This window comes from Herbaspirillum sp. SJZ107, assembly GCF_006715485.1.
Classification (GTDB): domain Bacteria; phylum Pseudomonadota; class Gammaproteobacteria; order Burkholderiales; family Burkholderiaceae_D; genus Telluria.
The window spans coordinates 107,544-134,393 of sequence record NZ_VFNH01000002.1; the positions used below are offsets into that span (position 1 = coordinate 107,544).

The following is a 26,850-nucleotide window of genomic DNA, read 5'->3' on the forward strand; positions in this document are numbered from 1 at the left end:
GTGGTCCGTCCCTACCGATTTTTTCGAGACCCTTGATGATGTCCACTTCCTTGCGTCGACTGCTCGACGCATTACCCGCGCACCAGCACGCCGCTGCGCAGCAGCGTTTCGCGCGCCGCCAGGCCGTGCTCGGCGACCGCCTGCAACGGCTGTACGGCCATCTGCCCGGCCACGCCGCCTGGTTCGACGGCCTGATGGCCGAGGTCGGGCAACTGATGGCGGCGCGCCCGGCCACGCTGCAGGCGCTCGACGCCACCCGCGAAGACCGCCCGGACTGGTTCTGTTCCCCGGACATGCTCGGCTACAGTGCCTACGCCGACCGTTTCGGCGGCAACCTGCGCGGCGCGGCGGCGCGTATCCCGCACCTGCGCGAACTGGGGGTGACCTACCTGCACCTGCTGCCCTTCCTGCGCCCGCGCGCCGGCGAGAGCGACGGCGGCTTCGCGGTCGCCAGTTTCGACGAAGTCGATCCGCGCCTGGGCAGCATGGCCGACCTGGAAGACCTGACGGCGCGGCTGCGCGAGGCGGGTATCAGCCTGTGTGCCGACATGATCCTGAACCACGTGGCGGACGATCATCCGTGGGCGCAGGGCGCGGCCGCCGGCGACCCCGGCCTGCGTGACTTTTTCCATGTGCTGGACCGCGACGCGGCCGCGGCCTACGAGCGTACCCTGGGCCAGGTGTTCCCCGAGGCGGCGCCCGGCAACTTCACCCACGTGCCGGCCATGGGCGGCTGGGTGTGGAGCACCTTCTATCCGTTCCAGTGGGACCTGAACTACGCCAACCCGGCGGTGTTCGCGGCGGTGGCGACGGCCATGCTGCGCCTGGCCAACCGCGGCATCGAAGTGTTCCGCCTCGATTCCACCGCCTTTTTGTGGAAGCGCCTCGGCACCGACTGCATGAACCAGCCCGAGGCGCACCTGCTGCTGCAGGCGCTGCGCGCCCTGGTCGACATCGCCGCCCCCGGCGTGCTGCTGAAGGCCGAGGCGATCGTGCCGACGCGCGAGCTGCCCGGCTATTTCGGCAGTGCCGACGCGCCCGAATGCCACCTGGCCTACCACAGTACCCTGATGACGGCCGGCTGGGCCGCGCTGGCCGAGCAGGATGCGAGCCTGGTGCGCGCGGTGGCTGCCGCCACGCCGCCGCTGCCGCCGGGCGCAAGCTGGCTGACCTATGTGCGCTGCCATGACGACATCGGCTGGAAGCACCTGCTGGCCGAGGCGGGCAGCCTCGAGCGCCTGGCCGGGGTCGCGCACTTTTATAACGACGGCGCCGGCTATGCCGACGGCGTCGGATTCCAGGGCGGCCTTGCCACCAACGGCACCGCAGCCGCCCTGAGCGGCCTGGAGGCGGCCACGTCGGACCAGGCCATCGAACTCGCGCTGCGCCGCCTGCTGCTCGTGCATGGCCTGGCGCTGTGCTTCGGCGGCCTGCCGGTGCTGTACATGGGCGACGAACTGGCCATGCCGAACGACCACGCTTACCGCGACGACCCGGCGCGCGCGCACGACAGCCGCTGGATCCAGCGCGCGCCGTTCGACGAGGCGCGCGCGGCGCAGCGCCACGACCTGGCCAGCCCGACCGGGCGCGCCCATGCCGGCCTGCGCCGCCTGATCCGCCTGCGCCGGCAGTTGCCGGACCTGGCCGCGGGCGTGCCGTGCACGGCGCTGGACGCCGCCGACCCGGCGCTGCTGGCGCTGGCGCGCGGCGAGCATGTCCTGGCCCTGTTCAATTTTTCGGCACGCACGCTGGTGGTCGACCTGCAGGCGCTCGGCGGCGCCGGCACGCTGGCGCTCGAGCCATGGGACCAGGCCTGGCTGGACCGGCGCAGCGGCCGGCACCTGGGCGACACCATGGAGGAAGCGCGATGACACATCCGAAGCAGGCCGCGATCGCCGTGTTCGGCGAGGCGCTGGTCGACGATTTCGGCGACCGCCAGGTCCTGGGCGGCGCCCCCTTCAACGTGGCGCGCCACCTGGCGGCGCTGGGCCAGGAGGCCTTGATGCTGACCCGCATCGGGCAGGACGAGAACGGCGTCCGCATGCGCGCCGAGTTCGAGCGCTTCGGCCTGTCCATGGCCGGGCTGCAGGTGGATGGCGCGCTGCCGACCGGCGTCGTGAGCGTCGAACGCTGCACCGACGGCAAGGGCGGCGACCACCGTTTCACGATCCTGCCGCACCAGGCCTACGATGCGATCGAAGCCGGACCGGCCATGGCCGCCCTGGCCGCGGCCGCGCCCGGAACGCTGTATTTCGGCACCCTGGCCCAGCGTGAGCCGCAGTCGCGCCTCGCCTTGACCGGGCTGCTGGCGGCGGACACCGCCTGCCATTACCTGGACCTCAACGTGCGCGCCGGGCACGTGACCGAACGGTGCGTGTTCGCGTCATTGCATGCGGCCGACATCGTCAAGGTCAACGAAGAGGAGTTGCTGGATTTGTTCGGCTGGTACACGCACACGCGCCTGACTACCGACGACATGGACAGTGCCGAGGTGCGGCGCGCGTGCGCGATCCTGCTGCGCGTGTTCAAGCTGACCGGCCTGATCGTGACGCTGGGACCGCGCGGCGCCGTGTATTTCGGCGCCGACGGCGCCTACCACGTCACGCCGCTGCCGGCGCGGCCGCCCCAACTGGCGGACACGGTGGGTGCCGGCGACGCCTTTTCCGCCGTGTTCCTGCTGGGCCGAGCATGCGGCTGGCCGCTCGACCTCACGCTGGCCCGCGCCAACGAATTCGCCGGTGCCGTCTGCGGCATCGTCGGCGCGGTGCCGGCCGACACGGCTTTCTATCGTCCCTTCATCGAACGCTGGTTCCACGCCTGAGGAGAACCGATGTCCCCGCTCAAGCCGCGCATGACGTTCTGGCAGATCGTCAACATGAACATCGGATTCTTCGGCATCCAGTTCAGCTTCGGGCTGCAGCAGAGCAGCATGAGCCCGATCTACAAGTATCTCGGCGCCGACGAGGCGAGCCTGCCCTACCTGTGGCTGGCCGGCCCCGTCACCGGCCTGCTGGTGCAGCCGCTGATCGGCGCCATGAGCGACCGCACCGTCAGCCGCTGGGGGCGCCGTACCCCGTATTTCCTGATCGGCGCCATCCTGTGCAGCATCGGCCTGCTCCTGATGCCGTACAGCCCGACGCTGTGGATGGCGGCCAGCCTGCTGTGGATCCTCGACTCGGCCAACAACGTCACGATGGAACCCTACCGCGCCTACGTCAGCGACAAGCTGCCGGCCAGCCAGCATTCGCTCGGCTTCCTGACGCAGAGCGCCTTCACGGGACTGGGCCAGACGCTGGCCTACCTGACCCCATCGCTGCTGGTGTGGATCGGGATGGACAAGGATGCCGTCAACGGCAGCCACATCCCGCAGGTCGTCGTGGCCGCCTTCCTCATCGGCGCCGTCTGTTCGCTGGTGTCGGTCCTGTGGTCGGTGCGCACGACGCCCGAGGACCCGTTGCCGGCCGAGACGCTGGCGGCAATGCGCGCTGCGCCGGCCGGCTGGCGCCACACGCTGGCCGAGATCGGCGCGGCGCTGCGCGACATGCCGCCCACGATGAAGCAGCTGGCGCTGGTCAAGCTGTTCCAGTGGTACGCGATGTTCTGCTACTGGCAGTTCATCACGCTGTCGCTGGCGCGCACGCTGTTCGGCACAAGCGATGCCGCTTCCCCGGGCTTCCGCGACGCCGGCCTGCTGAACGGCCAGATCGGCGCGTTCTACAACTTCGTCGCCTTCCTGGCCGCGTTTGCGCTGGTGCCGTTCGCGCGCCGCCACGGTCCGCACGTCGTGCACAGCGTGTGCCTGGCGCTGGCCGGCGCCGGCATGCTGGCCATCCCGCACATCGATTCACCGGTGCTGCTGCTGGTGCCGATGGTCGGCATCGGCCTGGCGTGGGCCAGCATCATGGGTAATCCCTACGTGATCCTGGCGTCCAGCCTGCCGCCGGAACGCACCGGCGTCTACATGGGCATCTTCAACATGTTCATCGTGATCCCGATGATCATCCAGATCTTCACGCTGCCGTTGTACTATCACAGCTGGCTGGGCGGCAATCCCGAAAACGTGATCCGCCTGGCGGGTGTGCTGCTGGTCTGCGCCGCGATGGCGGTCCGGCTGGTGCGCTACAATGCCGGCGGTGCAATCGAGCGAACGGAAGACGTGTATGCGGACTTGGAGCGGGATGGCGATAGTGTTCGGCGAGGTGCTGGTTGAGGATGGCACGGACGCCTCCGGGCTGGGGGGCGCCCCGTTCAACCTGGCGCGCCACCTGGCGGCCTTCATGGCGCCGCCGCTGCTGATCACGCGCATCGGCGACGACCGCAACGGCGCGGCCGTGCGCGCGGAGTTCGAACGCTTCGTGATGCCGGAAACCGGGCTGCAGGTCGATACGATGGAAGAGACCGGCCGGGTCGCCGTCGAGCGGACGGCGGCGCGGGTGGGCTCGTCTGCGCGCAGCGTCCTCCTGCCGCGCCAGGCCTACGACTTCATAGATCCCGAGGCGGCCGCCGCCGCCGTGGCCGGCACGAATACGGACATCGTGTACTTCGGTACCCTGGCCCAGCGCGGCGAGCGCTCGCGCCAGGCCCTGGCGGCCGTGCTGGCGGCCGCGCCGCAGGCCAAGCGCTTCCTCGACCTCAACCTGTTCCAGGGCCAGGCCGACGAAGCGATCGTCGGCGCCGCGCTGCAGGCGGCCGACATCGTCAAGGTCAACGAGGAAGAACTGCAGGCGCTGTTCCACTGGTACTTCCAGATCGCGCCGGACGATACCCCGATGTCGACCGAGGAAGTGCACGCAGCCTGCCGCGCCATGATGGACCGGTTTGCACTGGAAGCCCTGATCGTGACCCTGGGCCACCGCGGCTCGGTCTGGTTCGGCAGCGACGGCAGCCTGGTCGCCAACCGCGACAACCCGGTGCCGCCCTACGTCATCGATACGGTGGGGGCGGGCGATGCCTTCTCGGCGATTTTCCTGCTGGGACGGGCGCGCGGCTGGCCGTTGGAACTGACGCTGGCGCGGGCGAACGAGTTCGCCGGGGCGATCTGTGCGGTGACCGGGGCGGTGCCGCAGGATATGGGTTTCTATGACAAGTGGGCGCGGCGCTGGCTGGCGGGCGGCGTGAGCGCCGTGTAAGCACGCAGCCTGTTTGCTCCGCCAACGTAAAAACGTCGCCCCTGCCTGCGCAGGGGCGACGGTCTTTAGGCCAGCTAAAAGTCTTACACTTCGCCGATCTGCGACTGCAGATAATTCTGAATCCCCACCTTGACGATCAGGTCCAGCTGCGTCTCCAGCCATTCGATATGCTCTTCGGTATCCTCGAGGATATCCAGCAGCAGGTCGCGCGACACGTAGTCATGCGCGACCTCGGCGGCGGCGATGCCTTCCTTGACCGTGATCTGCGCCGCACGCTCCAGCTTGAGATCGCATTCCAGCATTTCCTGGGCCGATTCGCCGATCAGCAGCTTGTGCAGCGCCTGCAGGTTGGGCAGGCCGTCGAGCATCAGGATACGGTCGATCAGGCGGTCGGCGTGTTTCATTTCGCCGATCGATTCGTCGTATTCCTTCTTGCCGAGCTTGGTGAAACCCCAGTGCTTGTACATGCGCGCATGCAGGAAGTACTGGTTGACTGCGGTCAGCTCGTTGGTCAGCTGCGCGTTCAGCAGCCGGATGATGTTGGGATCGCCCTTCATGGAGTGCCTTTACGGTGAGTGATGGCAGCATCATAGCAAACCGGGCCGGGCTTTTGGGCCGGTGTTTACAGCGCCGTCAGCGCCAGTCCGCCGGCCGCCAGCAGCGACACCACCCCGATCGCCACGCCGATCGTGCGCCGGCGGTTGGTCAGTGCCCACAGCACCACGCCCGACAGCGACAGCAGGATGATCGAGCCGGCCAGCGTATCGACCAGCAGGATCCAGCCCACGCCCATGCCGACGCCCTTGTGCAGGCTGGTGAGGGTAGCGAAGACGTTGTTGTCGCTGCGCTTGAGGGTCACGTAACTGTTGCCGACCCAGTACTCGGCTTGCACGTTGCCGGACGGCGACGCGAAGCTGGCGCTCCAGCGTGGCGGCTGCACCACGGATTGGTCGCCCCAGGCCACTGGACGCGCCGGTTCGGCCAGCACGCGGCGTGCATCCGGTTCCAGCTTGAGCGAGGATTTCAGCCAGGCGGCCAGCGCCTGCGGGGTGGCCGGCGCCGGCGTGGGCAGCGGCACCTGCACCGTGCTTTCCTGGACCTGGGCGGCGGGAATTTTCAGTACGGCGCGGTGGTTGAGGAGGATGCCGGTGCCGCCGAACAGCAGGCCAAGCACGGCGCCCCAGAGGCCGATCCAGCCGTGCATCTTGCGCAGCCACTTGAGGACGATGGCACGGCGCGTGGGTGTGGGCGGGGGCTCGACCTTGAAAGGCGTTCTTGGTGAGCGGAACGGGATAACAGGCATAAGACTCGCGGCTTGGCTGCTATGGATATCACATACTACCAAGACCGGCGCAACCCGGCCGGAATAAGCATCGATATGTGCGATGCAATATTGCAGCGCCTAACAAAACCTCCAGGACGGCGTTGCATCGTCTCGCCGTACTAACGTACTGTCTTCGACGCTGCGCCTTGCCCTGAAGGTTTTGTTAGACGCTGTTATTTAGTGTGTTTATGCCACCATGCCGCCGGCAGGGGTGCGGCGCAGTTCGGTGACGGTGGTCTTGCTGTCGAGGTGTTCGTTCATGACTTCGCGGGCATAGCTGACGCACTTGCCGCAGCAGGTGCCGACGCCGAGTTCCTTGTACAGGTCGGCCATCGAGGTCAGGCCGAGGTCGACGGCCTGGCGGATTTCACGGTCGGAGATGTTGTTGCAGACGCAGACGATCATGGTTTCGGTTCCGTTTCGGAGTCTCGCAGCAGGCCAGCGTTGTCTGACCTATAATGCGAATCATTCTCATTCGGGTTTGTATTCTCCAGAAGTTAAGTAGTGAATGCAAGCGTTTTTGTTGCGCGCACATGCATATCCAACGCTGGGTGAACCGAAGTAGACAAAGCGCAAATAGAAATAATTCGCATTTAGGTTTATGATGCACATATCTGTCTCATCAGCGCTACGTCTCACCACTGGAAGCGAATCATGACTCTTGCACCCACCCTGACCACGCTCGACGCCCTGAAGGCCGGCCAGAGCGCCACCGTCATCACTCTCGCGCCGGGTTCGCTCGCGGACGCTTCCGGTGCGGACGTCTCGCGCCGCCTGATGGAACTCGGTTTCGTCCCGGGTGAACGCATCCGCATGCTGAAAGGCGGCCTGCCCGGCGGGCCGCTGGCGGTCAAGGTCGGCCAGTCCACCTTCGCCCTGCGCCGCTTCGAGGCAGCGCTGATCTCGATCCAGCCGGAATAAATGGAACATACATAATGGGAGCAGTAGAACAGCAGGTCCGGGCGGCCACCAGGACGCCCGTCATCGCCCTGCTGGGTAATCCGAACTGCGGCAAGACCGCACTGTTCAACCGCCTCACCGGCTCGCGCCAGAAGGTCGCGAACTACGCCGGCGTCACCATCGAGCGCAAGGAAGGCCATTTCACGCTGCCCGGCGGCAAGCCGCTGCGCGTGCTCGACCTGCCCGGCGCCTACAGCCTGTCGGCCCACACCCCCGATGAAGCGATCACGCGCGACGTGGTGGCCGGCCTGCGCGCCGGCGAACAGGCGCCGGACGCCGTCGTCTGCGTCGTCAACGCCACCAACCTGCGCCTGAACCTGCGCCTGGTGCTGGAAATCCAGCGCCTTGGGCTGCCGATGGTGCTGGCCCTGAACATGGTCGACGTCGCCAAGAAGCGCGGCATCGAGATCGACAGCGCACGTCTGTCCAAAGAACTGGGCATGCCGGTGGTGGAAACCGTGGCGGTGCAGGCCGGCGGCGAAAAGGCGCTGCTGGCGGCACTCGATACGATGTCGTTCGACCACCGCGTCCAGCCGCAGCCGCTGCAGGCGATCGACGCGGTCCCGGTCGAGCAGACCCAGCGCGAGGTGCGCCGCATCATCGACGCCGCCGTCAGCTTCGACAAGGACACCGGCAACCTGAGCGAGGCGATCGACCGCGTGGTCCTGCATCCGGTCGCCGGGCCGGTGATCCTGGCGGTGCTGATGTTCCTGGTGTTCCAGGCCGTGTTCAGCTGGGCCGCGGTGCCGATGGACCTGATCAAGAGCGGCGTCGAGGGCCTCGGTACCTGGGTCGGTGCCAGCATGGCCGACGGCCCGCTGCGCAGCCTGATCGTCGAAGGCATCTTCGGCGGCGTCGGCAGCGTGCTGGTGTTCCTGCCGCAGATCCTGATCCTGTTCTTCTTCATCCTGATCCTCGAGGACTGCGGCTACCTGCCGCGCGCCGCCTTCCTGCTCGACCGCCTGATGGGCGGCGTCGGGCTGTCCGGGCGCGCCTTCATTCCGCTGCTGTCCTCGTTCGCCTGCGCGATTCCCGGCGTGATGGCGGCGCGCACCATCCAGAACCCGCGCGACCGCCTGGTGACGATCATGATCGCGCCGCTGATGACCTGCTCGGCGCGCCTGCCGGTGTATGCGCTGATCATCGCCGCCTTCATCCCGCACCGCGAGCTGGGCGCCCGCATCAACCTGCAGGGCCTGGTGCTGTTCATCCTGTACGCGGCCGGCATCGTCAGCGCGATGGCGGTGGCCTGGTTCTTCAAGCGCAGCATGGGGGCCAAGGGCCAGCATCCGCTGATGATGGAACTGCCGGCCTACCACTGGCCGCACCTGCAGAACCTGGCGCTGGGCCTGTGGGAACGCGCCAAGATCTTCCTGATGCGCGTCGGTACCATCATCCTGACGCTGATGATCCTGGTCTGGTTCCTGTCCAGCTTCCCGGGCGCGCCGGAAGGGGCGACCCACCCGCCGATCTACTACAGCATCGCCGGCATGCTGGGCCGCGCGCTGGCCGTGATCTTCGAGCCGATCGGCTTCGGGTGGCAGATCTGCATCGCGCTGGTGCCGGGCATGGCCGCGCGCGAAGTCGCCGTGGGCGCGCTCGGCACGGTGTACGCGCTGTCCGCCGCCGGCGACGACGTGGCCGGCTCGCTGGCACCGCTGATCGCTGCGTCCTGGAGCCTGCCGACCGCGCTGTCGCTGCTGGCCTGGTACGTGTTTGCGCCGCAATGCCTGTCGACCCTGTCGGTGGTGCGCCGCGAAACCGGCAGCTCGCGCTATGCCTTCCTGATGGCGGGCTACATGTTCGCGCTGGCGTATGCGGCGTCGTTCATCACCTTCCACGCCGCGCGGGCGCTGGTGAGTTAAGCATGGTCCAGTACCTTGTCGTCGCCGTCATCGTGCTGCTCGCCGCGCTCTATGCCGGCGGCAAGTACCTGCCGGTCGCCTGGCGCCGCAAGCTGGTCTACAAGCTGCGCGACCGCGGCCAGGGCAACGGCCGGGTGGCCAAGTGGCTGGACAAGGATGGCAGCTGCGGCAGCGGCTGCGATACCTGCGGCAGCTGCGAGACCGAGCCGCTGCCGGCAACCGATGCGAAGGGCCGCAAGGTCATCCAGCTGCACGTCAAGCGCTGAACGGCGGCCCCGCGGTCCGAGGCGAGGCCGGGCGCAGTTGGTGAAACTGTGACATGATGTTGCCCTTCGTTCACCTTCCTGAAACCATGCCCTCCGAACCTGCGCCCTTGCCCAGCACCGCACACCCGGCCAGTCCCGACATCCGGTTCCGGGAATTGTTCGACCAGGCGCCGGTCAGCATCCAGATACTGGCACCGGACGGGCGCACGCTGCGCGTCAACAAGGCGTGGAAGGATCTATGGCAGATCCACGAAGGCGCCGCGCTCTGGGACTACGTCATCGGCGAGTACAACGTCCTCACGGATCCCCAGCTGATCGACAACGGCATCGCGGCGCTGCTGCGGCGTGCGTTTGCCGGCGAGTCGGTGCGGCTGCCTGCCGTCCGCTATGACGTGGCGGCGTTCGGCGGTGCCGGACCGGTACGCTGGGTCACGGCCCAGGCGCATGCAGTGAAGGACCCTGCCGGGAATATTCTCGAAGTCATGCTGATGCACGAGGACATCACCGAGCGCGTCGAGACGGAAGCCGCCCTGCGCATGCGCGAAGAACGCTTCCGCTCGCTGGTCATGGCAACCTCGCAGATCGTCTGGACCAACACCCCCGATGGCCGCGTCGAGGAGGATTCGCCGTCGTGGCGTGCGTTTACCGGCCAGACTTACGAGGAGTGGAAGGAATTCGGGTGGCTGGATGCGGTGCATCCCGACGACCGCGAGAAAACCAGGACGCTGTGGGCAGCCTGCGTGGCCGCGCGCTCCGTGTTCGAGACCGAATACCGCGTGCGCCGCCCCGACGGCAGCTACCGCTGGATGGCCGTGAAAGGCGTGCCGCTGTTCGGCGCCGACGGCGCGATCCGCGAATGGATCGGCGCGAATACCGATATCCACGAGAAGGTCATGGCGCAGGCGGAGGTCGTCCAGCGGCTGCAGCGCGAAAAGCGCAATGCCGCGCTGCTGGCCAAGGTGGCGCAGGCTTCGCGCACCCTGCATACGGCACTGGCCAGCGACGGCATCGCCAACGCGCTGGTGGACGAGGTGCGCGACATCCTCGACGTGCACCAGGCGGTGGTGTCGCTGACCGAAAGCGACAGCTGGGCGCAAGGCATTACCGCGGTCTCGCTGTCCGACAAATACGCCGCGTTCCGCGACTATGCGGTCAAGACCGACGGCAGCGGCATCTATGCCGAGGTCTGCCGCACCAACCAGGTCATGCGCTTTACCCAGGCGCAGCTGGAAGCGCATCCGGCGTGGAAGGGGTTCGGCAGCCATGCCCACGCCCATCCGCCGATGCGCGGCTGGCTGGCCGTTCCCCTGATCGACCGTGCCGGCCGCAACATCGGCCTGATCCAGGCCTCGGACAAGATCGAAGGCGAGTTCACCGAAGAAGACGAGGCCATCCTCGTGCAGCTCGCCTCGATCGCCTCGAACGGCTTCGAGAATGCGCGGCTCTACGGTTCCCTGCAGGAGCAGGACCGGCGCAAGGACGAATTCCTGGCCATGCTGGCCCATGAACTGCGCAATCCGCTGGCGCCGATTTCGGCTGCGGCCGACATGCTCAGGATCGGCACCGCCAACGAAGAACGGGTACGCCGGGCGAGCGACGTCATCAGCCGCCAGGTGCGGCACATGACGTCGCTGGTCGACGACTTGCTGGACGTCTCGCGCGTGACCCGGGGCCTGGTCCAGCTCGATACGTCCGTGCTCGACCCGATGACGATCGTGGCGAATGCCGTCGAGCAGTCGCGGCCCATGATCGAAGCGCGCGGCCATGCGCTGACGGTCGAAGGCGACGCCGGCGGGGCGCGCATTCTCGGCGATCCGCATCGGCTGGTGCAGGTCGTGGTCAACCTGCTCAACAATGCGGCGAAATACACGCCGAACGGCGGCCGCATCGCGCTGCTGGTCGGGCACGCGGCGGCGGCGGTGACGATCAGCGTGCGTGACGACGGCGTCGGCATCGACGCCCAGCTGCTGCCGCATGTATTCGACCTGTTCACGCAGGCCCAGCGGTCGCCGGACCGGGCCCAGGGTGGCCTGGGCATCGGCCTGGCCCTGGTGAAAACCATCATGACCTTGCATGGCGGCACGGTGACCGTGCACAGCGACGGCCTCGGGCACGGCAGCGTGTTCACCGTCACGTTCAAGGTGGCGGCGGATCATCCGGCCACGCCAGATCCAGCAGGGCCATCAAACGCCGCGCATCGAACGGCGCCCGCACCTTGATGTCGTTGTCGAAGTAGCAGTACACATCGCGGCTCGGCGCCGCCGGCGGCGCCGCCTGTGAAACCAGCCGCGCATCCGGCGGCTGCTTTCCCTCGCTCCACAAGCGGATCTTCTCCGCCCAGCGCGCCAGCGAATCGTCCTCGTAGCCGCTCGCATACAGCTCGTGCTCGCCGTGCAGCCGGATGTACATGAAGTCGGCGGTCACGTCTTCGTCGTTGGGGAACTTGCCGGCGGTGTCGGCCACCACCAGTGCCACGTTATATTTGCGCAGCAGGGCGATGAAGGCGTCGTCGCGGAAGCTGTCGTGGCGGATCTCGATCGCGTGGCGCAGCGGGCGCACGGCGTCGATCTCGAGCCATTCGCGGCCGATCATCTTGTCGTCGTGCCCGCGCGCCAGCGCCAGTGCCTCGCCGGTATCGCGCGGGAGCAGGCGCAGGAAGGATTCGATCTTGTCCGGCTCGAAGCGCAGCTGCGGCGGGAACTGCCACAGGATCGGGCCGAGTTTTTCGCGCAGCGCCAGCATGCCCGAAGCCAGCACGTTGGCCAGCGGCGTTTCGATGCCGCGCAGCTTGAGCATGTGGGTGATGAAACGGTTGCCCTTGACCGCGAACACGAAGCCCGGCGGCGTGGCCGCGTACCAGGCCGCGTAGCTCGCGGGCCGCTGCAGCGAATAAAAGGAACCGTTGATCTCGATGGTGGGGAGGAAGCGCGAGGCGTAGTCCAGCTCGCGCGCCTGGACCAGGCCCGCTGGATAGAACACGCCGCGCCACGGCACGTAGCGCCAGCCCGAGATGCCGATGTGGATTGCCATCCCCCGATCTTAGGGGGCGGGCCGTCACGGCTCGGTGCGCTGCCGAACCGTGCCCGCTCGAGCGGCCTGGATCAGCGTGCCGCGTTCACGACCGGCAACTCGATCGCGCTGTCCATGCCCGGCGCGTGGTAGACGCGCTGGTTGGCCTTGCGGTAGTCGCCCGGCTTGGCATGGAAGATGTTCGGCACGAAGGTCTGCGGGTTGCGGTCGTACAGCGGGAACCAGCTCGACTGGATCTGCACCATGATGCGGTGGCCCGGCAGGAACACGTGGTCGACGTTCGGCAGCGCGAAGCGGTAGCGCTCGGCCTTGTTGGCCGGGATCGCGGCCGGCTTGTCCAGGCCCTGGCGGTAGCGGCCGCGGAAGATGTCCATCGCGATCGGCAGCTGGTAGCCGCCCAGTTCCGGCTGGGCCGCGACTTCGTCCGGGTAGACGTCGATCAGTTTCACGACCCAGTCGCTGTCGGTGCCGCTGGTCGAGGCGAACAGGTTGACCATCGGCTGGCCGGCCAGCTGCAGCGGCGCGGTGAGCGGTGCGGTCACGTAGGTCAGCACGTCCGGACGGTCCGAGTAGGAACGCTGGTCGGTGACCAGCCACGGCTTCCACACCGTGCCTTCGCCCATGCGCACCGGACGCGGCACGAAGGGCACCGGCTTGGCCGGGTCGGACACGTATTCGTCGTAGGCGGCGGCCTTGGCGTCACCTTTCTCGAACCCGAGTCCGTAGCCGGCCTTCAGGTACAGCGGCGTGGACGCCTGTGCCAGCGGCCACCCATCGAGGCGGCGCCAGCGGTTGACGCCGGTCTGGTACGACCATACCGGCGGCGTGTCGAAGGCCGGCGCGCCATCCTTCAGGTACTGGTTAAAGAAGGGCAGCATGACCTCGCGCCGGAATTGCTGGGCGGTGTCGCCGGTGAATTTCAGGGCGCCGAGCGACGAGCCCTCGTAGTTCACGCCGCTGTGGCGCCATGGGCCCACCACCAGCGAATTCAGCTTGTTCTGCGTATCCTTCGGCTCCACCGCGGCATAGGTGGCGTAGGCGCCGTAGATGTCTTCCTGGTCCCAGCGTCCGACCACGGTCATGGTCGGCACCGTCAACGGGCGCTTGGCCAGGATGCGGTCGAGCGCCTGCTCCTGCCAGAAGCTGTCGTAGGCCGGATGCTCGAACAGTTTTTTCGTGAAGTTCAGCTGGTCGACGCCGTACATGTGCGCAAAGTCGGCGGTCGAGCCGGCGCGCAAGAAGGCGTCGTAGTCGTCCCAGGTGCCGGTGACGATCTGCTGGCCTTCGCCGCGCGCCGAGTTCTGGCTGGCGATGTACGACAGGTTCGGATTGCGGAAGGCGCCGTTGTGGAACCAGTCGTCGCCGCGCCAGCCGTCGACCATGGGACTCATCGGCACTGCCGCCTTCAGGGCCGGGTGCGGCTCGGCCAGCGCCATCAGCACGGTAAAACCTTCGTACGAGGACCCGACCATGCCGACCTTGCCGTTCGACTGCGGGATGTTTTTCACCAGCCAGTCGATGGTGTCGTATGCATCGGTGACGTGGTCGACTTGCGTGTTGTTGAGCGGGCCGCGCACCGGGCGCGTCATCACGTAGTCGCCTTCGGAGCCGTACTTGCCGCGCACGTCCTGGAACACGCGGATGTAGCCGTTCTCGATGAAGGCATCGTCGCCGTCGCCCAGGATCGAGCTGATGTGCGGACTCTTCATGCGGCCGGCGCGGCGCGCCGCGTTGTACGGGGTACGGGTCAGCATGATCGGCGCCTTGGCCGCGCCCGCCGTTGCCTGTTTGGGGATCACGACCACGGTGTACAGCTTGACGCCGTCGCGCATCGGGATCATGAACTCCTGCTTGACGTAGTCGGCGTTCGGGACCGTCGTGGAGAATTTTGCGCTGGGGATGTCGGGCGCCATCGGCGCCGTCTGGGCCGGGGTGGCGCCGTGGAGGGTGAACAAAGCAAGGGAAAGGGCGGACAGGGACAACAGGCGCGGCATCAGGGATCTCCAGGACGGTTGGGCAAGCTGCAACCTGGTTAAAAGTTGCATCGAAGCATAGTACCGAAGCTGAAGATCGCCTGCAATCCGCGCCTGTGATCGGCCCCCCGTCAGGGGCGCCCGGGCCGAAGCGTCAGGCCGGCAGCAGCGTGCGCGGACGCTTGCCCTGCACCTCGGCGCCGTGCACCTTGAACACGCTGAACACCTCGCCCAGGTGGCGCGCCTGCTCGTTCATCGACGCCGCCGCCGCCGCGGCTTCCTCGACCAGCGCCGCATTCTGCTGGGTCGCGTTGTCCATCTCGGCGATCGCCTGGTTGACCTGGGCAATGCCGGCCTGCTGCTGTTCGCCGGCGTTGGCGATCTCGCCGATGATGTCGTTGACGCGGGTGACGCTGGCGACGATCTCGCGCATCGTGCCGCCGGCCTCGGTCACCAGCTTGGCGCCGGCGCCGACCTTGGCCACCGAATCGTCGATCAGGGTGCGCACTTCCTTCGCGGCGGTGGCCGAGCGCTGCGCCAGGCTGCGCACCTCGGATGCCACCACGGCGAAGCCGCGCCCCTGTTCGCCGGCGCGCGCCGCTTCCACCGCCGCGTTCAGGGCCAGGATATTGGTCTGGAAAGCGATGCCGTCGATCACGCCGATGATGTCGGCGATGCGGCGCGCCGAAGCGTCGATCGCATCCATGGTGCTGACCACCTGCTCGACCACGGTGCCGCCGCGCTGGGCCACTGCCGCCGCTTCCGAGGCCAGGCCGCTGGCATGACGCGCATTGCCGGCGTTCTGCTGGACCGCGCCGGTCAGCTGTTCCAGCGTGGCCGCGGTCTCTTCGAGCGAGCCGGCCTGCTCCTCGGTGCGGCTGGACAGGTCCTGGTTGCCGCTGGCGATCTGGCTGGAAGCGCTGGCGATGGTGCGGATGCCGTTGTCGACTTCGCCGACGATGCCGGACAGGCTGTCGTTCATGTCGCGCAGCGCGCGCAGCAGGCGCGCCGTTTCGTCGTCGCCATGCGCCTCGATCGCGGTGGTCAGGTCGCCCGCCGCGACCTGGCCCGCCAGGCGCACGGCACTCGACAGCGGCCCGCGGATGCTGCGCGAGATCAGGTGGCCGACCAGCATCAGCACGCCGGACAGCAGCAGCGCCGCACCCGAGAACATCCACACGCGCGGCCAGAACACGGCGTCCAGCGCATCCATGTAGACACCGGAGCCGAGCACCCAGCCCCACTCGGGTACGCCTTTCACGTAGGACAGCTTGGGCACCGGCGCCTCGTTGCCCGGTTTCGGCCACATGTACGACAGGAAGCCGCCGCCCTGGGCACGTACCAGGTCGACCATGGCCACGAACAGGTGCAGGCCGTTGGGATCGGCCTTGGCGCTCAGGTCCTGGCCCTGCAGCTTGGGCGAGATCGGGTGCATGAGCATGCGCGGCTGCATGTCGTTGACCCAGAAGTACTCCTGGCCGTCGTAGCGCAGGCCGCGCAGCGCGTCCAGCGCCTCGCGTTTGGCCTGGGCTTCGGGCATGGCGCCGCTGGCGGCGAGCTGCTGGTAGCGTGTCACCACGCCGCTGGCGACTTCGACGGCCTGGCGCACGGTGCGGCCGCGCTCTTCTTCGATCAGGCGGCGTTCGGAGAGCAGGAAGACGGCAGCGACGGCCAGGATGCCGATGCCGGTGATCAGGGTCAGCAGACCCAGTTTTTGCGAGATGTTGAGTCGGGATAGGAACATGGCGGAGGGTAGGGGCGCAAGTTATCGGCAGTTCAAGGGTAATTGAACCGAAATTGACGATCTATCAGGGAGAATAGGCAAGTATAACAACAAGTTGCTTGTTCACAATATAAATTGTCAGATTTGCTGATGTCTTTGGGTATTTGCACAACAGTGCTAAGCTAGCGCCATTTTCCGAGCTGGAATTGACCATGATCATCGTCCACCACCTGAACAACTCCCGCTCCCAGCGCATCCTGTGGCTGCTGGAGGAACTCGGCCTGGCCTACGAGATCAAAAAATACCAGCGCGACCCGAAGACGATGCTGGCGCCGCCCGAGCTGCGTGCCGTGCATCCGCTGGGCAAGTCGCCGGTGATCAGCGATGGTGACACTGTGGTGGCCGAATCGGGCGCCATCGTCGAGTACCTGATCGAACGCCACGGCGTGGGCGCGGAAGGTTCGGCCCTGGCGCCGGCGCCGGGCACGCCCGAGCGCCTGCTGTACACCTACTTCCTGCACTACGCCGAGGGATCGATGATGCCGCCGCTGCTGCTCAAGCTGGTGTTCGACCGCGTGGCGAACGGCCCGGCACCGTTCTTCGTGCGCCCGATCGCGCGCGGCATCGCCGGCAAGGTGCTGGGTACCTTCGTCCAGCCGCAGATCGACCGCCACCTCGGCTACCTGGAAGCGGAGCTGGGCAAGCGCACCTGGTTCGCCGGCAGCCAGTTCTCGGCGGCCGACATCCAGATGAGCTTCCCGCTGGAAGCGGCCGCGGCGCGTGGCGGGCTGGATGGACGCTATCCGAACCTGGTCGCCTTCCTCGAACGCATCCATGCGCGCCCGGCCTACCGCCAGGCGCTCGAACGCGGCGGCAAGTACGATTTCGTCAAATAAATATAGTCATAAGCAAGGAACATCACCCCGACATGGCCAAGCTGCTCGCCATTGACGGCCTGAACATCGTGCGCCGCGTGTACGAGGCCAGTCCGGAGCCGGACTCGGACCTGAAGGCCAGCATCGCGCTGCGCCATGCGCTGTCCTCGTTCCGCAACGTGCTGGAGGCGCATGCGCCGACCCATGTGCTGGCCGCCTTCGACTACGGCGGCAATAACTGGCGCCATGCGCTGTACCCGCGCTACCGCGAGGGCAGGGCGCCGATGCCGTCCTACCTGCGCGATGCGCTGCCGGGCTTCCACCAGCGCCTGCGCGAGGTCGGCCTGCACGTGGTGACGATCCCGGAAGTGGAAGCCGACGACGTGATCGCCACCGGCGTCACGCGCTGGCTGGCGGAAGGGCGCGGCGAGGCGATCGTCGCCACCACCGACAAGGACTTGCACTGCCTGATAGCGGACGGCGCCCTGGTGTGGGATCATTTCAAGGGCGAGTGGCACGACGATGCCTGGGTGCGCGCGCGCTTCGGCGTCGCGCCCGAGCGCATGCTCGACCTGCTGGCGCTGATGGGCGATCCGACCGACGGCGTGCCCGGGGTCGACAAGGTCGGCATGAAGACCGCGGCACGCCTGCTGAATGCCTACGGCGACCTGGATGCCGTCATGGCCGGCGCCGGCATCCTCAAGACGCCGCTCGGCGAACGCCTGCGCGCCGGGCGCGAGATCCTGGCGCTGTCGCGCCGGCTGGTGCAACTGAAGACCGACGTGCGGCTGGGCGTGACCTGGAAGATGCTGGCCTACGACGCACACTGAAAGGAATCACATGCTCAAGGCGATTATCATCGACGCCAGTGCGGTGTCGCGCGGCCTGCTCAACACCGTGCTGACCGACGGCGGCTACGAGGTGGCCGGCCAGGGCCACACCAGCGCGCTTGCCTATGCGCTCGCGCTCAAGCACCGCCCCCACTTCGTCTGCATCGCGCGCGAGCAGGTCGAGGACGGCAGCGACATCGTCGAGCAGCTGCGCGCGAACCTGCCCAAGACGCTGGTGTTCATGGTGTCGGGTACGCTGGATGCGGCGGCAATCCAGGCCGCGCTGGCGCGCGGCGTGCACGGCTTCATCGTCAAGCCGTTCAAGGCCGACACCGTGCTGCGCACGGTGCGCAATACGATTATTTCGATCGTCAAGAAGCACCAGGCGACCTGACGAACGTGCTATCGGATCAAGTCCTGCGTGCCAGCTCTTCCGAGGCAATCGTCGCCAATTCTTCCAGCGCCTTGAGTTCGCGGTCGCGCAGGCGCCGCGGTTCGCGGTCCAGCACGCACAGGGTACCGAGCGGCTGGCCGCTGCCGTCGCGCAACGTCACGCCGCCATAGAAGCGGATGCCCGCGCTGCCGGTGACCAGCGGGTTGTCGGCGAAGCGCGTATCGCTTTGCGCATCTTCCACCATCAAGGGTTCGTCCTGCACGATCGCGTGGTTGCAGAACGCCCAGCCGCGCGGCGTCTCGGTGAAATCCACGCCGATGTGCGACTTGAACCACTGGCGATGCTCGCCCAGCACGGTGATCAGCGCGATCGGACATTCGGTCACCTGGGTGGCGAGCCAGGTCAGGCGGTCGAACACGTCTTCCGACGGCGAATCGATCAGCCCGCTGGCCTCGACCGCGGCCAGGCGCGCCGGCTCGTCCAGCGGCAGCGGATGGGGACGCGGTGCCGCTGCGGCCGGGACCGGCACCGCTGCGACCGGGGCCGGAACGGATTTCAAAGGTCCCGAACGCACGCCACCCTGGCGTTCGCGGGCACGGTCTTCGAGCAGCTTGAGGACGGCGCTGAGCCTGACGCGGCGGTGGCCGCCCGGTGTTTTCCAGGAGGGCAGGGCGCCGCTTTCGAGCCACAGCTGGGTGGTACTGACGGCGACGCCCAGCAGCCGTGCGGCTGCGGCAGTCGTCAACACGGGGTCTTCGGTGTTGTCGTGTGCAAGGGAATGCATGATGAACTAGAACATGTAAGTAAATATATTTTACCGCAAATCAACTATTTCCGTCAATTAAATTGATGAATTTGATTGTGCTTGCCATCATCCTATCTGTTGTTTTAGTGATCGCACGTTAAACATGACGGTGAATAACAAACTGGGGTTGACTAACGGAAATTATATGGGCAAAATTCACTCAAATTCAATTATTTAATCAAATCCGTCAATTACCCTGTCCGGGTCGTCATGAATCTACCTCTACACCGCCCGCATTGCGAGGCAAGCCGGCTCGAAGCGCTGCGCAAGCTGAATCTGCTGGATACCCCGCCCAGCGAAGCCTTCGACCGTATCACGCGCATGGCGGCCCAGATGTTCAATCTGCCGATCGCGGCAGTGTCGTTGACGGACAGCGACCGCCAGTGGTTCAAGTCGCGCGTGGGCGTCGAGCACGATACGATCCCGCGCATGAAGGCGCCGTGCGGCCAGGTGGCGGATCAGGGTGACATGCTGGTCATTCCCGACCTGTTGCTGGACTGCCACTACCGCGACAGCATCCTGGCCGAATCCGGCATCCGTTTCTATGCGGGCGCGCCGCTGCTCACCCAGGACGGCTATTGCCTGGGCGCGATGTGCGTGCTCGGGACCGAGCCGCGCGCGATCACCGAGCCCGAACGCGAAGCCCTGCGCGACCTGGCGGCAATGGTGATGGCCCAGATCGAACTGCGCCATGCGCTGGGCCGGGTCGATCCGTTCAGCGGCCTGCCCAACCGCAACCAGTTCGTCGACGACTTCCAGGACATGACGGCCGACCGCCAGCAGGGCGAGGAACGACTGGCGGCGCTGGTCAACCTGGCCAGCCCGGAACAGCTCAGCAACGCGCTGCGCGCGATGGGTCCGAGCTACCTCGACGAAGTGGTGGGCGAAGCGGTGCGCATGCTGAAGTCCACCATCGGCCTGGACAGCACCGTGTATCACATCTCGCCGACCGAATTCGTGTTCGTGGCCAGGCCCGGCACCGACCCGGTCGAGTTCTGCGTCGGACTCGAAAACTGGCTGCGCCGCCGCGCTGCCTCGCTGACCTCGCGCTTCGTGACCACCGCGCGCATCGGCGTGGCGCCGTTCACGGTCGGCGTCACCGGCTATGCCGACCTGTTGCGCAACCTGCATTCGGCCGTGCAGCATGGCCTCGACCAGGAATGCGGCGTCTCCATGTTCTCGCAGGAGCAGGATGCGCTCTACCAGCGCCGATTCTGGCTGGTCAACGAGTTCGGCGCCACGCTGGACGGCGCGATTCCCGGCCGCGACGGCCAGCTGCGCCTGGTGTTCCAGCCGAAGATCAATCTCGCCACCGGCGCCTGCATCGGCGCCGAAGCGCTGCTGCGCTGGACCCATCCGGAATTCGGCGACGTCTCGCCGGGCGAATTCATTCCCATCATCGAGCGGACCTCGATGGTGCGCGCGGTCACCAACTGGGTGCTGGAAACCGCCATGGTCCAGCTGGCCGAGTGGCGCATCGAAGGGCTGGAGCTGGAACTGGCGGTGAACGTCTCGGCGGTCAACCTGCTGGAGCCGGACTTCTGCGTCCGCGTGATCGATGGCCTGCGCCGCCACGGACTGCCGCCCTCCAGCCTGTCGCTGGAAATCACGGAAAGTGCCCTGATGCAGAACCCGAAGGTGGCGCAAGCCACGCTGCGCGCGCTGCACGCGGCCGGCGTGCGCCTGGCGATCGACGATTTCGGCACCGGCTACAGCAGCCTGACCTATCTGCAAAGCCTGCCGGTGCAAGTGGTCAAGATCGACCAGGGCTTCATCCGCGGCATCGAGAGCGACGAACGCAAGCGTTCGCTGGTCTCGGCCATGATCAAGCTGGCGCACGACCTCGGGCACCGCGTGGTGGCCGAAGGGGTCGAAACGCCGGAAGTGATGCGCGTGCTGGAACGCGTGGGCTGCGACGAAGCCCAGGGCTACCTGTATGCGCGGCCGATGCCGCCGCAGGCATTCGCACAGTGGTTTGCCGAGCGCCGGGAAGAGGTGCTGGCACTGGCCTGAATTGCACAAAGGCGTGCACGATTGGAACTACTAGTTGACGTTTGGAAATAACCTGAGCACAATCGGGTGGGCCAAACAGATCGATGTCACCACAGTACGCCATGAGCCTATCTCCTTCCAATCCAGCCACCGAAGCCAGCCGCCTCGAGGCCCTGCAGCGGCTGAACCTTCTGGACACGCCACCGAACGTTTCGTTCGACCGCATCACGCGCATGGCGTCGCGCCTGTTCGGGCTGCCGCTGGCCGCCGTCTCTCTCACCGACGTCGACCGCCAGTGGTTCAAGTCGCGCGTCGGCATCGTGCAGGAATCGCTGCCGCGCCTGAAGGCGCCCTGCTCACGCATTGCCGAAAGCGGGCAGATGGTGGTCGTGAACGACCTGCAGGCCGACAGCTTCTATGCCGACAGTCCGCTGGCCGGCGCCGGCGTGCGCTTCTATGCAGGCGCGCCGTTGCTTACCAACGACGGCTACTGCCTCGGTTCGATGTGCGTGCTCGGCACCGAGCCGCGCGACGTGACCGAAGCCGAGTGCGCGGCCCTGCGTGACATGGCCGCGATGGTGATGGCGCAGATCGAGCTGCAGCATGCGCTGGGGCGGATCGATCCGGCCAGCGGGCTGCCCAACCGCACCCAGTTCGTCGACGACTTCAATGACCTGACCCAGGACCGCCCGGCCGGCGAACGGCGCGTGGCCGGCCTGCTCAACCTGGCCAGTCCCGAACAGCTCAGCAGCGCGTTGCGCGCGATGGGCGCCACCTGGCTCGACGAAGTGGTCGGCGAAGCGGTGCGCATGCTGGCCGAGACCATCGGTGCGGGCAGTACCGTGTACCACGTGACCCCGACCGAATTCGCCTTCATCACGGCGCCCGGCACCGACATCGATGTCGTCTGCGCGGAGATGGAAACCTGGCTGGTGCAGCGCGCCGCATCCGTCACCTCGCGCTTCGTGACCACCGCACGCATCGGCGTGGCGCCGTTCACCATCGGCGTGACCGGCTCGGCCGAACTGCTGCGCAACCTCCATTCGGCCGCCCAGCACGCGTTCGACCAGGACCGCGGCGTGTCCGTGTTCTCGCAGGAGCAGGATGCGCTGTACCGGCGCAGCTTCTGGCTGATCAACGCGTTCGGGGCCGCATTGGACGGCGCCGCCGGTGCCGATGCGGACAGCCAGCTGCGGCTGGTGTTCCAGCCCAAGGTCGACCTCGTCAGCGGCGCCTGCATCGGCGCCGAGGCACTGCTGCGCTGGACCCACCCGGAGTTCGGCGACGTCTCGCCGGGCGAATTCATCCCGATCATCGAACGGACCTCGATGGTGCGCGCCACCACCGACTGGGTATTGCGCTGCGCGATGCGGCAACTGGCGGCATGGCGTGCCGACGGGCTGGAACTGGAGCTGGCGGTGAACGTCTCGGCCGTCAACCTGCTGGAACCGGACTTCTGCACGCGCATCGTCGACAACCTGCGCAGCCATGGCCTGCCGGCATCCAGCCTGGCACTGGAAATCACGGAAAGCGCGCTGATGAAGAACCCGAAGGTGGCCGAAGCCACGATGCGCGACCTGCACGCTGCCGGCGTGCACATGGCGATCGACGACTTCGGCACCGGCTACAGCAGCCTGGCCTACCTGCAAAGCCTGCCGGCGCAGGTGGTCAAGATCGACCAGAGCTTCGTGCGCGGCATCGAGGGCGACGAGCGCAAGCGTTCGCTGGTATCGGCGATGATCAAGCTGTCGCACGACCTGGGGCACCGCGTGGTGGCCGAGGGCGTGGAGACGGCCGAGGTGGCCGGTGTGCTGAAAGGCGTCGCGTGCGACGAGGCGCAGGGGTACTGGTATGCGAAGCCGCTGGCGCCGGGGGCGTTCGTGGACTGGCTGGCTGGACGGAGCGACGTCGCAAACGTCGCTTGACCTGAACCCTTAAATACGTCGTCCCTGCGAAGGCAGGGACCCAAGTTTCATAGGCGCTAACGCTGCGCATCCAACTTGGGTCCCTGCCTGCGCAGGGACGACGTTTACACGCTACGGGCGCTTTTCAGGCGCCCGTCATGTTTCAGGCAGCCGAACGCGCCGCCGCCAGCAAGCCCATCTCTTCCGAACCCAGCAGGCGATCGATGTCCAGCAGGATCAGCATGCGCTCGCCCACCGTACCCAGGCCCTGCAGGTAATCCGACGACACGCTGGCACCCAGGTCCGGCGCCGGCTTGATCTGGTCCGGGGTCAGGGTCACGACGTCGGACACGCTGTCGACCACCATGCCGATGGTGTGGCCGTTGATGTTCAGGACGATGACGACGGTGAACGCGTCATAGGTCGCCTGGCCGACGTTGAACTTGATGCGCATGTCGACGATCGGGACGATGATGCCGCGCAGGTTGATCACGCCTTTCAGGTACTCGGGCGCGCTGGCGATGCGGGTGACGGCGTCGTAGCCGCGGATTTCCTGCACCTTCAGGATGCTGATGGCGTATTCTTCGCCGCCCAACCGGAACGACAGCACTTCATTGGTGTTGTTGATATCTTCAGCCATGGAACCTCCTTGAATTTTTCCTAGCGGCAATATATAAGGAGGTTACGGCATTTTTACGCCGAGTTCGATGGAGAAAAGACAAGAGTGCGCAAAAATGTAGAACATTGCGGGGCCGTAACAACAGCCGGCCCCGCAGCAGGCCTCAAGCGGCCGATGCCGAATCGATGATGCCGCCGCCCAGGCAGACGTCGCCGTCGTACAGCACGGCCGACTGGCCCGGCGTCACCGCCCATTGCGGATCGGTGAAGGTCAGTGCGAAGCGGTCCGCACCTTCCGGCATGACCGTGCAGGCGACGTCGGCCTGGCGATAACGGGTCTTGGCCGACAAGGCACGCGGCGCCGGCGGCTCGCCGGCGATCCAGCTGGCCTGGCCGGCACCCAGTTCGCCCGACAGCAGCCACGGGTGGTCATGGCCCTGCACGATGTACAGCGTGTTGTTGGCGATGTCTTTTCGCGCCACGAACCACGGCTCGCCCGTACCGTCGGCATTCTTGTGCGACTTCAGGCCGCCGATGCCGATGCCCTTCCGCTGTCCCAGGGTATAAAAGGACAGGCCGACGTGCTCGCCCACGGTCTGGCCGTTGTCCAGCTTGATCGGACCCGGCTTGTGCTGCAGGTAGCGGCCCAGGAATTCGCGGAACGGACGCTCGCCGATGAAGCAGATGCCGGTCGAATCCTTTTTCGCCGCATTCGGCAGCTGCAGCTTTTCGGCGATCTTGCGCACTTCCGTCTTGGCGATCTCGCCCAGCGGGAACAGCGACTTCGACAGCTGCGCCTGGTTCAGGCGGTGCAGGAAGTAGCTCTGGTCCTTGGTCGCATCCAGCGCTTTCAACAGCTCGAACTTGTCACCGTTCTGACGCACGCGCGCATAGTGGCCGGTCGCGATCAGGTCGGCGCCCAGCTTCATTGCATGGTCGAGGAAGGCCTTGAACTTGATCTCGGCGTTGCACAGCACGTCCGGATTCGGCGTACGGCCGGCCTGGTACTCGCGCAGGAATTCGGCGAACACGCGGTCCTTGTATTCGGCGGCGAAGTTGACTGCCTCGATATCGACGCCGACCACGTCGGCCACGCTGGCCGCGTCGATCCAGTCCTGGCGCGTCGAGCAGTATTCGGAATCGTCGTCGTCTTCCCAGTTCTTCATGAACAGGCCGATGACTTCGTAGCCCTGTTCTTTCAACATCCACGCCGCGACCGAGGAGTCGACGCCGCCCGACATCCCGATCACGACTTTTTTCTTGCTCATCTTTGTTTACTCTTTACGTTACGTCAGGTTCGGTCGACAGCCCGCCCTCGAAGACCGTCTGGTCGGTGTACAGCAGTTCCAGGGGCGTGCGCTTGCCGGCCAGGTAATCGTCCACGCATTTCAGCACGGTCGGGCTGCGGTGGCGCTCCTGGCAGGCCGCCAGCTCGTCGCGCGTCATCCACAGGGTGCGCAGGATGCCGTGGTCGAGCGGCTGGTCGAACTGCCTGCCGGGCTTGCCGCAGAAGGTGAAGCGCAGGTAGGTCACGTCGGTGTTGCGCGACTTCGAGTGGTAGCGCGACATGTACATGCCGACCAGGGCTTCCGGGAAGAACTCGTGCGCCGTTTCTTCCAGCGCCTCGCGCACCACCGCCTGCTCGAGCGATTCGTGGGGGTCGAGGTGGCCGGCCGGCTGGTTCAGGCGGATGCCGTCGCTGGTTTCTTCCTCGATCACCAGGAAGCGGCCATCGCGTTCGATGATCGCGGCGACGGTGACTGACGGTCTGAAGGTATGTGTCATGCGCGTCCTTGGAAATGAGCCGACATTCTACCTTGATGGAACAGGCGTTGCTCGGCCGCACGCTGCAATGCAACAGGTTCTGTCGGTTTCAAACGTTGATCTGATACAAAAAATAAGATGACATGCCTAGGCATGTATCAGGTTGTGTTGCAAAACAGTCGAGCTGTTTACGAAAAACTACGAATAAGTATTTACTATGAATTCCGCGTTGGGAACGTGCTAGATTGTAGACAGTTTATCAATTTTGCGAGGGAATCGTGAAGATTGGTGTTCCGGCAGAATCCAGACCGGGCGAAACGCGCGTTGCCGCCACGCCCGAAACCATCAAGAAGCTGTCCGCCAGCCACGAGCTCATCGTGGAATCCGGCGCCGGCCTGCATGCTTCCATTACCGACGATGCCTACGTGGCTGCCGGCGCCCGCATCGGCACCGCCGCCGATGCGCTGCAAGCGGACCTGGTACTCAAGGTGAGGCCCCCGGTCGCCGAGGAACGCGCGCTGATGCAGCCCGGCGCGGCGCTGGTCGGCATGCTGAATCCCTTCGATGCCGACGGCCTGGCCGCGATGGCCGAACGCCGCCTGACCGCCTTTGCGCTGGAGGCGGCGCCGCGCATCACGCGCGCGCAGTCGATGGACGTGCTGTCGTCGCAAGCCAACATCGCCGGCTACAAGGCCGTCATCATGGCCGCCAACGCCTACGGCCGCTTCATGCCGATGCTGATGACGGCGGCCGGCACGGTCAAGGCGGCGCGGGTGCTGATCATGGGTGTCGGCGTGGCCGGCCTGCAGGCGATCGCGACGGCCAAGCGCCTCGGCGCCGTGATCGAGGCGTCGGACGTGCGCCCGCCGGTCAAGGAGCAGGTGGAATCGCTCGGCGCCAAGTTCATCGACGTACCCTTCGCCACCGACGAGGAACGCGAGATCGCGCAAGGGGCCGGCGGCTATGCGCGCCCGATGCCGGCCGACTGGATGCGGCGGCAGGGCGAACTGGTGCACGAGCGCGCCAAGCTGGCCGACATCATCATCACCACCGCGTTGATCCCGGGCCGCAAGGCGCCGGTGCTGATTGCCGAGGACACCGTGCGCGCCATGAAGCCGGGCTCGGTGATCGTCGACATGGCGATCGAGCAGGGCGGCAACTGCCCGCTGACGGAACTCGGCAAGACCGTGATCAAGCACGGCGTGACCCTGATCGGCGAGCCGAACCTGCCGGCGCTGGTGGCGGCCGACGCCTCGGCGCTGTATGCGCGCAACGTGCTCGATTTCCTGAAACTGATCATCGATAAAGAGGGCAAGCTGATCATCGACCGCGCCGACGAGATCGTGAACGCGGTGCTGGTTTGCCTGGATGGCCAAGTGTTGCGTAAGTAAGCAGGCA

24 protein-coding genes are annotated in these 26,850 nt (G+C 66.4%); 14 read left to right on the forward strand and 10 right to left on the reverse strand.

Translation table 11 applies throughout. The annotated features are described in order from the left end of the window. Positions 1 to 35 precede the first annotated feature (35 nt). The 4 genes from FBX97_RS10180 to FBX97_RS10195 are packed head-to-tail and all read left to right on the forward strand — an operon-like array spanning position 36 to position 5,129. Positions 36 to 1,871, forward strand: coding sequence for an alpha-amylase family glycosyl hydrolase (locus tag FBX97_RS10180; protein ID WP_141831234.1), 1,836 nt, complete (start codon positions 36 to 38; stop codon positions 1,869 to 1,871). Beyond that, positions 1,868 to 2,821, forward strand: a complete 954-nt coding sequence (locus FBX97_RS10185; RefSeq protein WP_141831236.1) for a PfkB family carbohydrate kinase — start codon at positions 1,868 to 1,870, stop codon at positions 2,819 to 2,821. The genes FBX97_RS10180 and FBX97_RS10185 overlap by 4 nt, the downstream gene beginning before the upstream one ends. Positions 2,822 to 2,830: 9 nt before the next feature. After that, positions 2,831 to 4,210, forward strand: a complete 1,380-nt coding sequence (locus FBX97_RS10190) for an MFS transporter (protein WP_141831238.1) — start codon at positions 2,831 to 2,833, stop codon at positions 4,208 to 4,210. After that, positions 4,179 to 5,129, forward strand: a complete 951-nt coding sequence (locus FBX97_RS10195; RefSeq protein ID WP_255517413.1) for a PfkB family carbohydrate kinase — start codon at positions 4,179 to 4,181, stop codon at positions 5,127 to 5,129. Before FBX97_RS10190 ends, FBX97_RS10195 begins: the two co-directional genes overlap by 32 nt. A gap of 83 nt (positions 5,130 to 5,212) precedes the next feature. On the opposite strand, the gene bfr is transcribed toward FBX97_RS10195, so the two are convergent. The 3 genes from bfr to FBX97_RS10210 form a co-directional block, all read right to left on the reverse strand. Further along, a complete protein-coding gene (gene bfr / locus FBX97_RS10200; RefSeq protein ID WP_141831242.1) occupies positions 5,213 to 5,686 on the reverse strand; it encodes a bacterioferritin in 474 nt (157 codons plus the stop codon). Positions 5,687 to 5,751: 65 nt separating this feature from the next. After that, positions 5,752 to 6,432 (reverse strand): PepSY-associated TM helix domain-containing protein, encoded by a 681-nt coding sequence (locus FBX97_RS10205; RefSeq protein WP_141831244.1) that lies wholly within the window; start codon positions 6,430 to 6,432, stop codon positions 5,752 to 5,754. A 207-nt stretch (positions 6,433 to 6,639) separates the two neighbouring features. Further along, positions 6,640 to 6,858, reverse strand: a complete 219-nt coding sequence (locus FBX97_RS10210; protein WP_141831246.1) for a bacterioferritin-associated ferredoxin — start codon at positions 6,856 to 6,858, stop codon at positions 6,640 to 6,642. 249 nt (positions 6,859 to 7,107) lie between these two features. Here FBX97_RS10210 and FBX97_RS10215 point away from each other — a divergent pair, with 249 nt between their 5' ends. The 4 genes from FBX97_RS10215 (at position 7,108) to FBX97_RS10230 (ending at position 11,763) form a co-directional block, all read left to right on the forward strand. Beyond that, entirely contained in the window at positions 7,108 to 7,374 is a 267-nt protein-coding gene (locus FBX97_RS10215) for a FeoA family protein (protein ID WP_141831248.1), read from the forward strand. A gap of 14 nt (positions 7,375 to 7,388) precedes the next feature. Further along, entirely contained in the window at positions 7,389 to 9,278 is a 1,890-nt protein-coding gene (locus FBX97_RS10220) for a ferrous iron transporter B (RefSeq protein WP_141831250.1), read from the forward strand. A gap of 2 nt (positions 9,279 to 9,280) precedes the next feature. Next, positions 9,281 to 9,544 carry a DUF6587 family protein gene (locus tag FBX97_RS10225; protein WP_141831252.1) on the forward strand — a complete coding sequence of 88 codons (264 nt, stop codon included), beginning with the start codon at positions 9,281 to 9,283 and terminating at the stop codon, positions 9,542 to 9,544. 86 nt (positions 9,545 to 9,630) lie between these two features. Next, entirely contained in the window at positions 9,631 to 11,763 is a 2,133-nt protein-coding gene (locus FBX97_RS10230) for an ATP-binding protein (protein ID WP_185748554.1), read from the forward strand. Here the strand turns inward: FBX97_RS10230 and FBX97_RS10235 are convergent. From FBX97_RS10235 to FBX97_RS30385, 3 genes are all read right to left on the reverse strand, one after another. Continuing rightward, positions 11,681 to 12,574 carry a DUF72 domain-containing protein gene (locus FBX97_RS10235; RefSeq protein ID WP_141831256.1) on the reverse strand — a complete coding sequence of 298 codons (894 nt, stop codon included), beginning with the start codon at positions 12,572 to 12,574 and terminating at the stop codon, positions 11,681 to 11,683. The two genes, FBX97_RS10230 and FBX97_RS10235, sit on opposite strands and share 83 nt — an antisense overlap. Before the next feature lie 71 nt (positions 12,575 to 12,645). Beyond that, a complete protein-coding gene (locus FBX97_RS10240; protein ID WP_141831258.1) occupies positions 12,646 to 14,568 on the reverse strand; it encodes a CocE/NonD family hydrolase in 1,923 nt (640 codons plus the stop codon). 133 nt (positions 14,569 to 14,701) lie between these two features. After that, positions 14,702 to 16,291 (reverse strand): methyl-accepting chemotaxis protein, encoded by a 1,590-nt coding sequence (locus FBX97_RS30385; RefSeq protein WP_141831260.1) that lies wholly within the window; start codon positions 16,289 to 16,291, stop codon positions 14,702 to 14,704. 191 nt (positions 16,292 to 16,482) lie between these two features. Here FBX97_RS30385 and FBX97_RS10250 point away from each other — a divergent pair, with 191 nt between their 5' ends. From FBX97_RS10250 to FBX97_RS10260, 3 genes are read left to right on the forward strand one after another with little or no spacing between them, the layout of a single operon-like run. Then, positions 16,483 to 17,166 (forward strand): glutathione S-transferase, encoded by a 684-nt coding sequence (locus FBX97_RS10250; RefSeq protein ID WP_141831262.1) that lies wholly within the window; start codon positions 16,483 to 16,485, stop codon positions 17,164 to 17,166. 32 nt (positions 17,167 to 17,198) lie between these two features. Further along, positions 17,199 to 17,975 carry a 5'-3' exonuclease H3TH domain-containing protein gene (locus FBX97_RS10255; RefSeq protein ID WP_141831264.1) on the forward strand — a complete coding sequence of 259 codons (777 nt, stop codon included), beginning with the start codon at positions 17,199 to 17,201 and terminating at the stop codon, positions 17,973 to 17,975. 10 nt (positions 17,976 to 17,985) lie between these two features. Continuing rightward, on the forward strand, positions 17,986 to 18,369 hold the full coding sequence (locus FBX97_RS10260) for a response regulator (protein ID WP_141831266.1): 384 nt from the start codon (positions 17,986 to 17,988) through the stop codon (positions 18,367 to 18,369). A 16-nt stretch (positions 18,370 to 18,385) separates the two neighbouring features. On the opposite strand, the gene FBX97_RS10265 is transcribed toward FBX97_RS10260, so the two are convergent. Beyond that, positions 18,386 to 19,153 (reverse strand): GAF domain-containing protein, encoded by a 768-nt coding sequence (locus FBX97_RS10265; RefSeq protein WP_141831268.1) that lies wholly within the window; start codon positions 19,151 to 19,153, stop codon positions 18,386 to 18,388. A 231-nt stretch (positions 19,154 to 19,384) separates the two neighbouring features. On the opposite strand from FBX97_RS10265, the gene FBX97_RS10270 reads away from it, so the two are divergent. Then, positions 19,385 to 21,187 (forward strand): EAL domain-containing protein, encoded by a 1,803-nt coding sequence (locus FBX97_RS10270; RefSeq protein ID WP_141831270.1) that lies wholly within the window; start codon positions 19,385 to 19,387, stop codon positions 21,185 to 21,187. Between the two features lie 101 nt (positions 21,188 to 21,288). Continuing rightward, entirely contained in the window at positions 21,289 to 23,091 is a 1,803-nt protein-coding gene (locus FBX97_RS10275; protein WP_141831273.1) for an EAL domain-containing protein, read from the forward strand. 142 nt (positions 23,092 to 23,233) lie between these two features. Here the strand turns inward: FBX97_RS10275 and FBX97_RS10280 are convergent, their stop codons facing one another. The 3 genes from FBX97_RS10280 to FBX97_RS10290 form a co-directional block, all read right to left on the reverse strand. Then, the gene (locus FBX97_RS10280; protein ID WP_141831275.1) at positions 23,234 to 23,710 is read right to left on the reverse strand and encodes a chemotaxis protein CheW; all 477 of its coding nucleotides are present in this window, start codon (positions 23,708 to 23,710) and stop codon (positions 23,234 to 23,236) included. Between the two features lie 142 nt (positions 23,711 to 23,852). Continuing rightward, a complete protein-coding gene (gene mnmA / locus FBX97_RS10285; protein WP_141831277.1) occupies positions 23,853 to 24,956 on the reverse strand; it encodes a tRNA 2-thiouridine(34) synthase MnmA in 1,104 nt (367 codons plus the stop codon). Positions 24,957 to 24,969: 13 nt separating this feature from the next. Then, positions 24,970 to 25,473: an NUDIX hydrolase gene (locus tag FBX97_RS10290; RefSeq protein ID WP_141831279.1), complete on the reverse strand. Its 504-nt coding sequence runs from the start codon at positions 25,471 to 25,473 to the stop codon at positions 24,970 to 24,972. A 257-nt stretch (positions 25,474 to 25,730) separates the two neighbouring features. Between FBX97_RS10290 and FBX97_RS10295 the strand changes: the two genes are divergently transcribed. Further along, positions 25,731 to 26,843: a Re/Si-specific NAD(P)(+) transhydrogenase subunit alpha gene (locus tag FBX97_RS10295; protein ID WP_141831281.1), complete on the forward strand. Its 1,113-nt coding sequence runs from the start codon at positions 25,731 to 25,733 to the stop codon at positions 26,841 to 26,843. Positions 26,844 to 26,850 lie beyond the last annotated feature (7 nt).

Bases quoted from the DNA above. Each gene is read 5' to 3' on its own strand.
- FBX97_RS10180 (WP_141831234.1), top strand. From the start codon at position 36: ATGATGTCCACTTCCTTGCGTCGACTGCTCGACGCATTACCCGCGCAC.
- FBX97_RS10185 (WP_141831236.1), top strand. From the start codon at position 1,868: ATGACACATCCGAAGCAGGCCGCGATCGCCGTGTTCGGCGAGGCGCTG.
- FBX97_RS10190 (WP_141831238.1), top strand. From the start codon at position 2,831: ATGTCCCCGCTCAAGCCGCGCATGACGTTCTGGCAGATCGTCAACATG.
- FBX97_RS10195 (WP_255517413.1), top strand. From the start codon at position 4,179: ATGGCGATAGTGTTCGGCGAGGTGCTGGTTGAGGATGGCACGGACGCC.
- bfr (WP_141831242.1), bottom strand. From the start codon at position 5,686: ATGAAGGGCGATCCCAACATCATCCGGCTGCTGAACGCGCAGCTGACC.
- FBX97_RS10205 (WP_141831244.1), bottom strand. From the start codon at position 6,432: ATGCCTGTTATCCCGTTCCGCTCACCAAGAACGCCTTTCAAGGTCGAG.
- FBX97_RS10210 (WP_141831246.1), bottom strand. From the start codon at position 6,858: ATGATCGTCTGCGTCTGCAACAACATCTCCGACCGTGAAATCCGCCAG.
- FBX97_RS10215 (WP_141831248.1), top strand. From the start codon at position 7,108: ATGACTCTTGCACCCACCCTGACCACGCTCGACGCCCTGAAGGCCGGC.
- FBX97_RS10220 (WP_141831250.1), top strand. From the start codon at position 7,389: ATGGGAGCAGTAGAACAGCAGGTCCGGGCGGCCACCAGGACGCCCGTC.
- FBX97_RS10225 (WP_141831252.1), top strand. From the start codon at position 9,281: ATGGTCCAGTACCTTGTCGTCGCCGTCATCGTGCTGCTCGCCGCGCTC.
- FBX97_RS10230 (WP_185748554.1), top strand. From the start codon at position 9,631: ATGCCCTCCGAACCTGCGCCCTTGCCCAGCACCGCACACCCGGCCAGT.
- FBX97_RS10235 (WP_141831256.1), bottom strand. From the start codon at position 12,574: ATGGCAATCCACATCGGCATCTCGGGCTGGCGCTACGTGCCGTGGCGC.
- FBX97_RS10240 (WP_141831258.1), bottom strand. From the start codon at position 14,568: ATGCCGCGCCTGTTGTCCCTGTCCGCCCTTTCCCTTGCTTTGTTCACC.
- FBX97_RS30385 (WP_141831260.1), bottom strand. From the start codon at position 16,291: ATGTTCCTATCCCGACTCAACATCTCGCAAAAACTGGGTCTGCTGACC.
- FBX97_RS10250 (WP_141831262.1), top strand. From the start codon at position 16,483: ATGATCATCGTCCACCACCTGAACAACTCCCGCTCCCAGCGCATCCTG.
- FBX97_RS10255 (WP_141831264.1), top strand. From the start codon at position 17,199: ATGGCCAAGCTGCTCGCCATTGACGGCCTGAACATCGTGCGCCGCGTG.
- FBX97_RS10260 (WP_141831266.1), top strand. From the start codon at position 17,986: ATGCTCAAGGCGATTATCATCGACGCCAGTGCGGTGTCGCGCGGCCTG.
- FBX97_RS10265 (WP_141831268.1), bottom strand. From the start codon at position 19,153: ATGCATTCCCTTGCACACGACAACACCGAAGACCCCGTGTTGACGACT.
- FBX97_RS10270 (WP_141831270.1), top strand. From the start codon at position 19,385: ATGAATCTACCTCTACACCGCCCGCATTGCGAGGCAAGCCGGCTCGAA.
- FBX97_RS10275 (WP_141831273.1), top strand. From the start codon at position 21,289: ATGAGCCTATCTCCTTCCAATCCAGCCACCGAAGCCAGCCGCCTCGAG.
- FBX97_RS10280 (WP_141831275.1), bottom strand. From the start codon at position 23,710: ATGGCTGAAGATATCAACAACACCAATGAAGTGCTGTCGTTCCGGTTG.
- mnmA (WP_141831277.1), bottom strand. From the start codon at position 24,956: ATGAGCAAGAAAAAAGTCGTGATCGGGATGTCGGGCGGCGTCGACTCC.
- FBX97_RS10290 (WP_141831279.1), bottom strand. From the start codon at position 25,473: ATGACACATACCTTCAGACCGTCAGTCACCGTCGCCGCGATCATCGAA.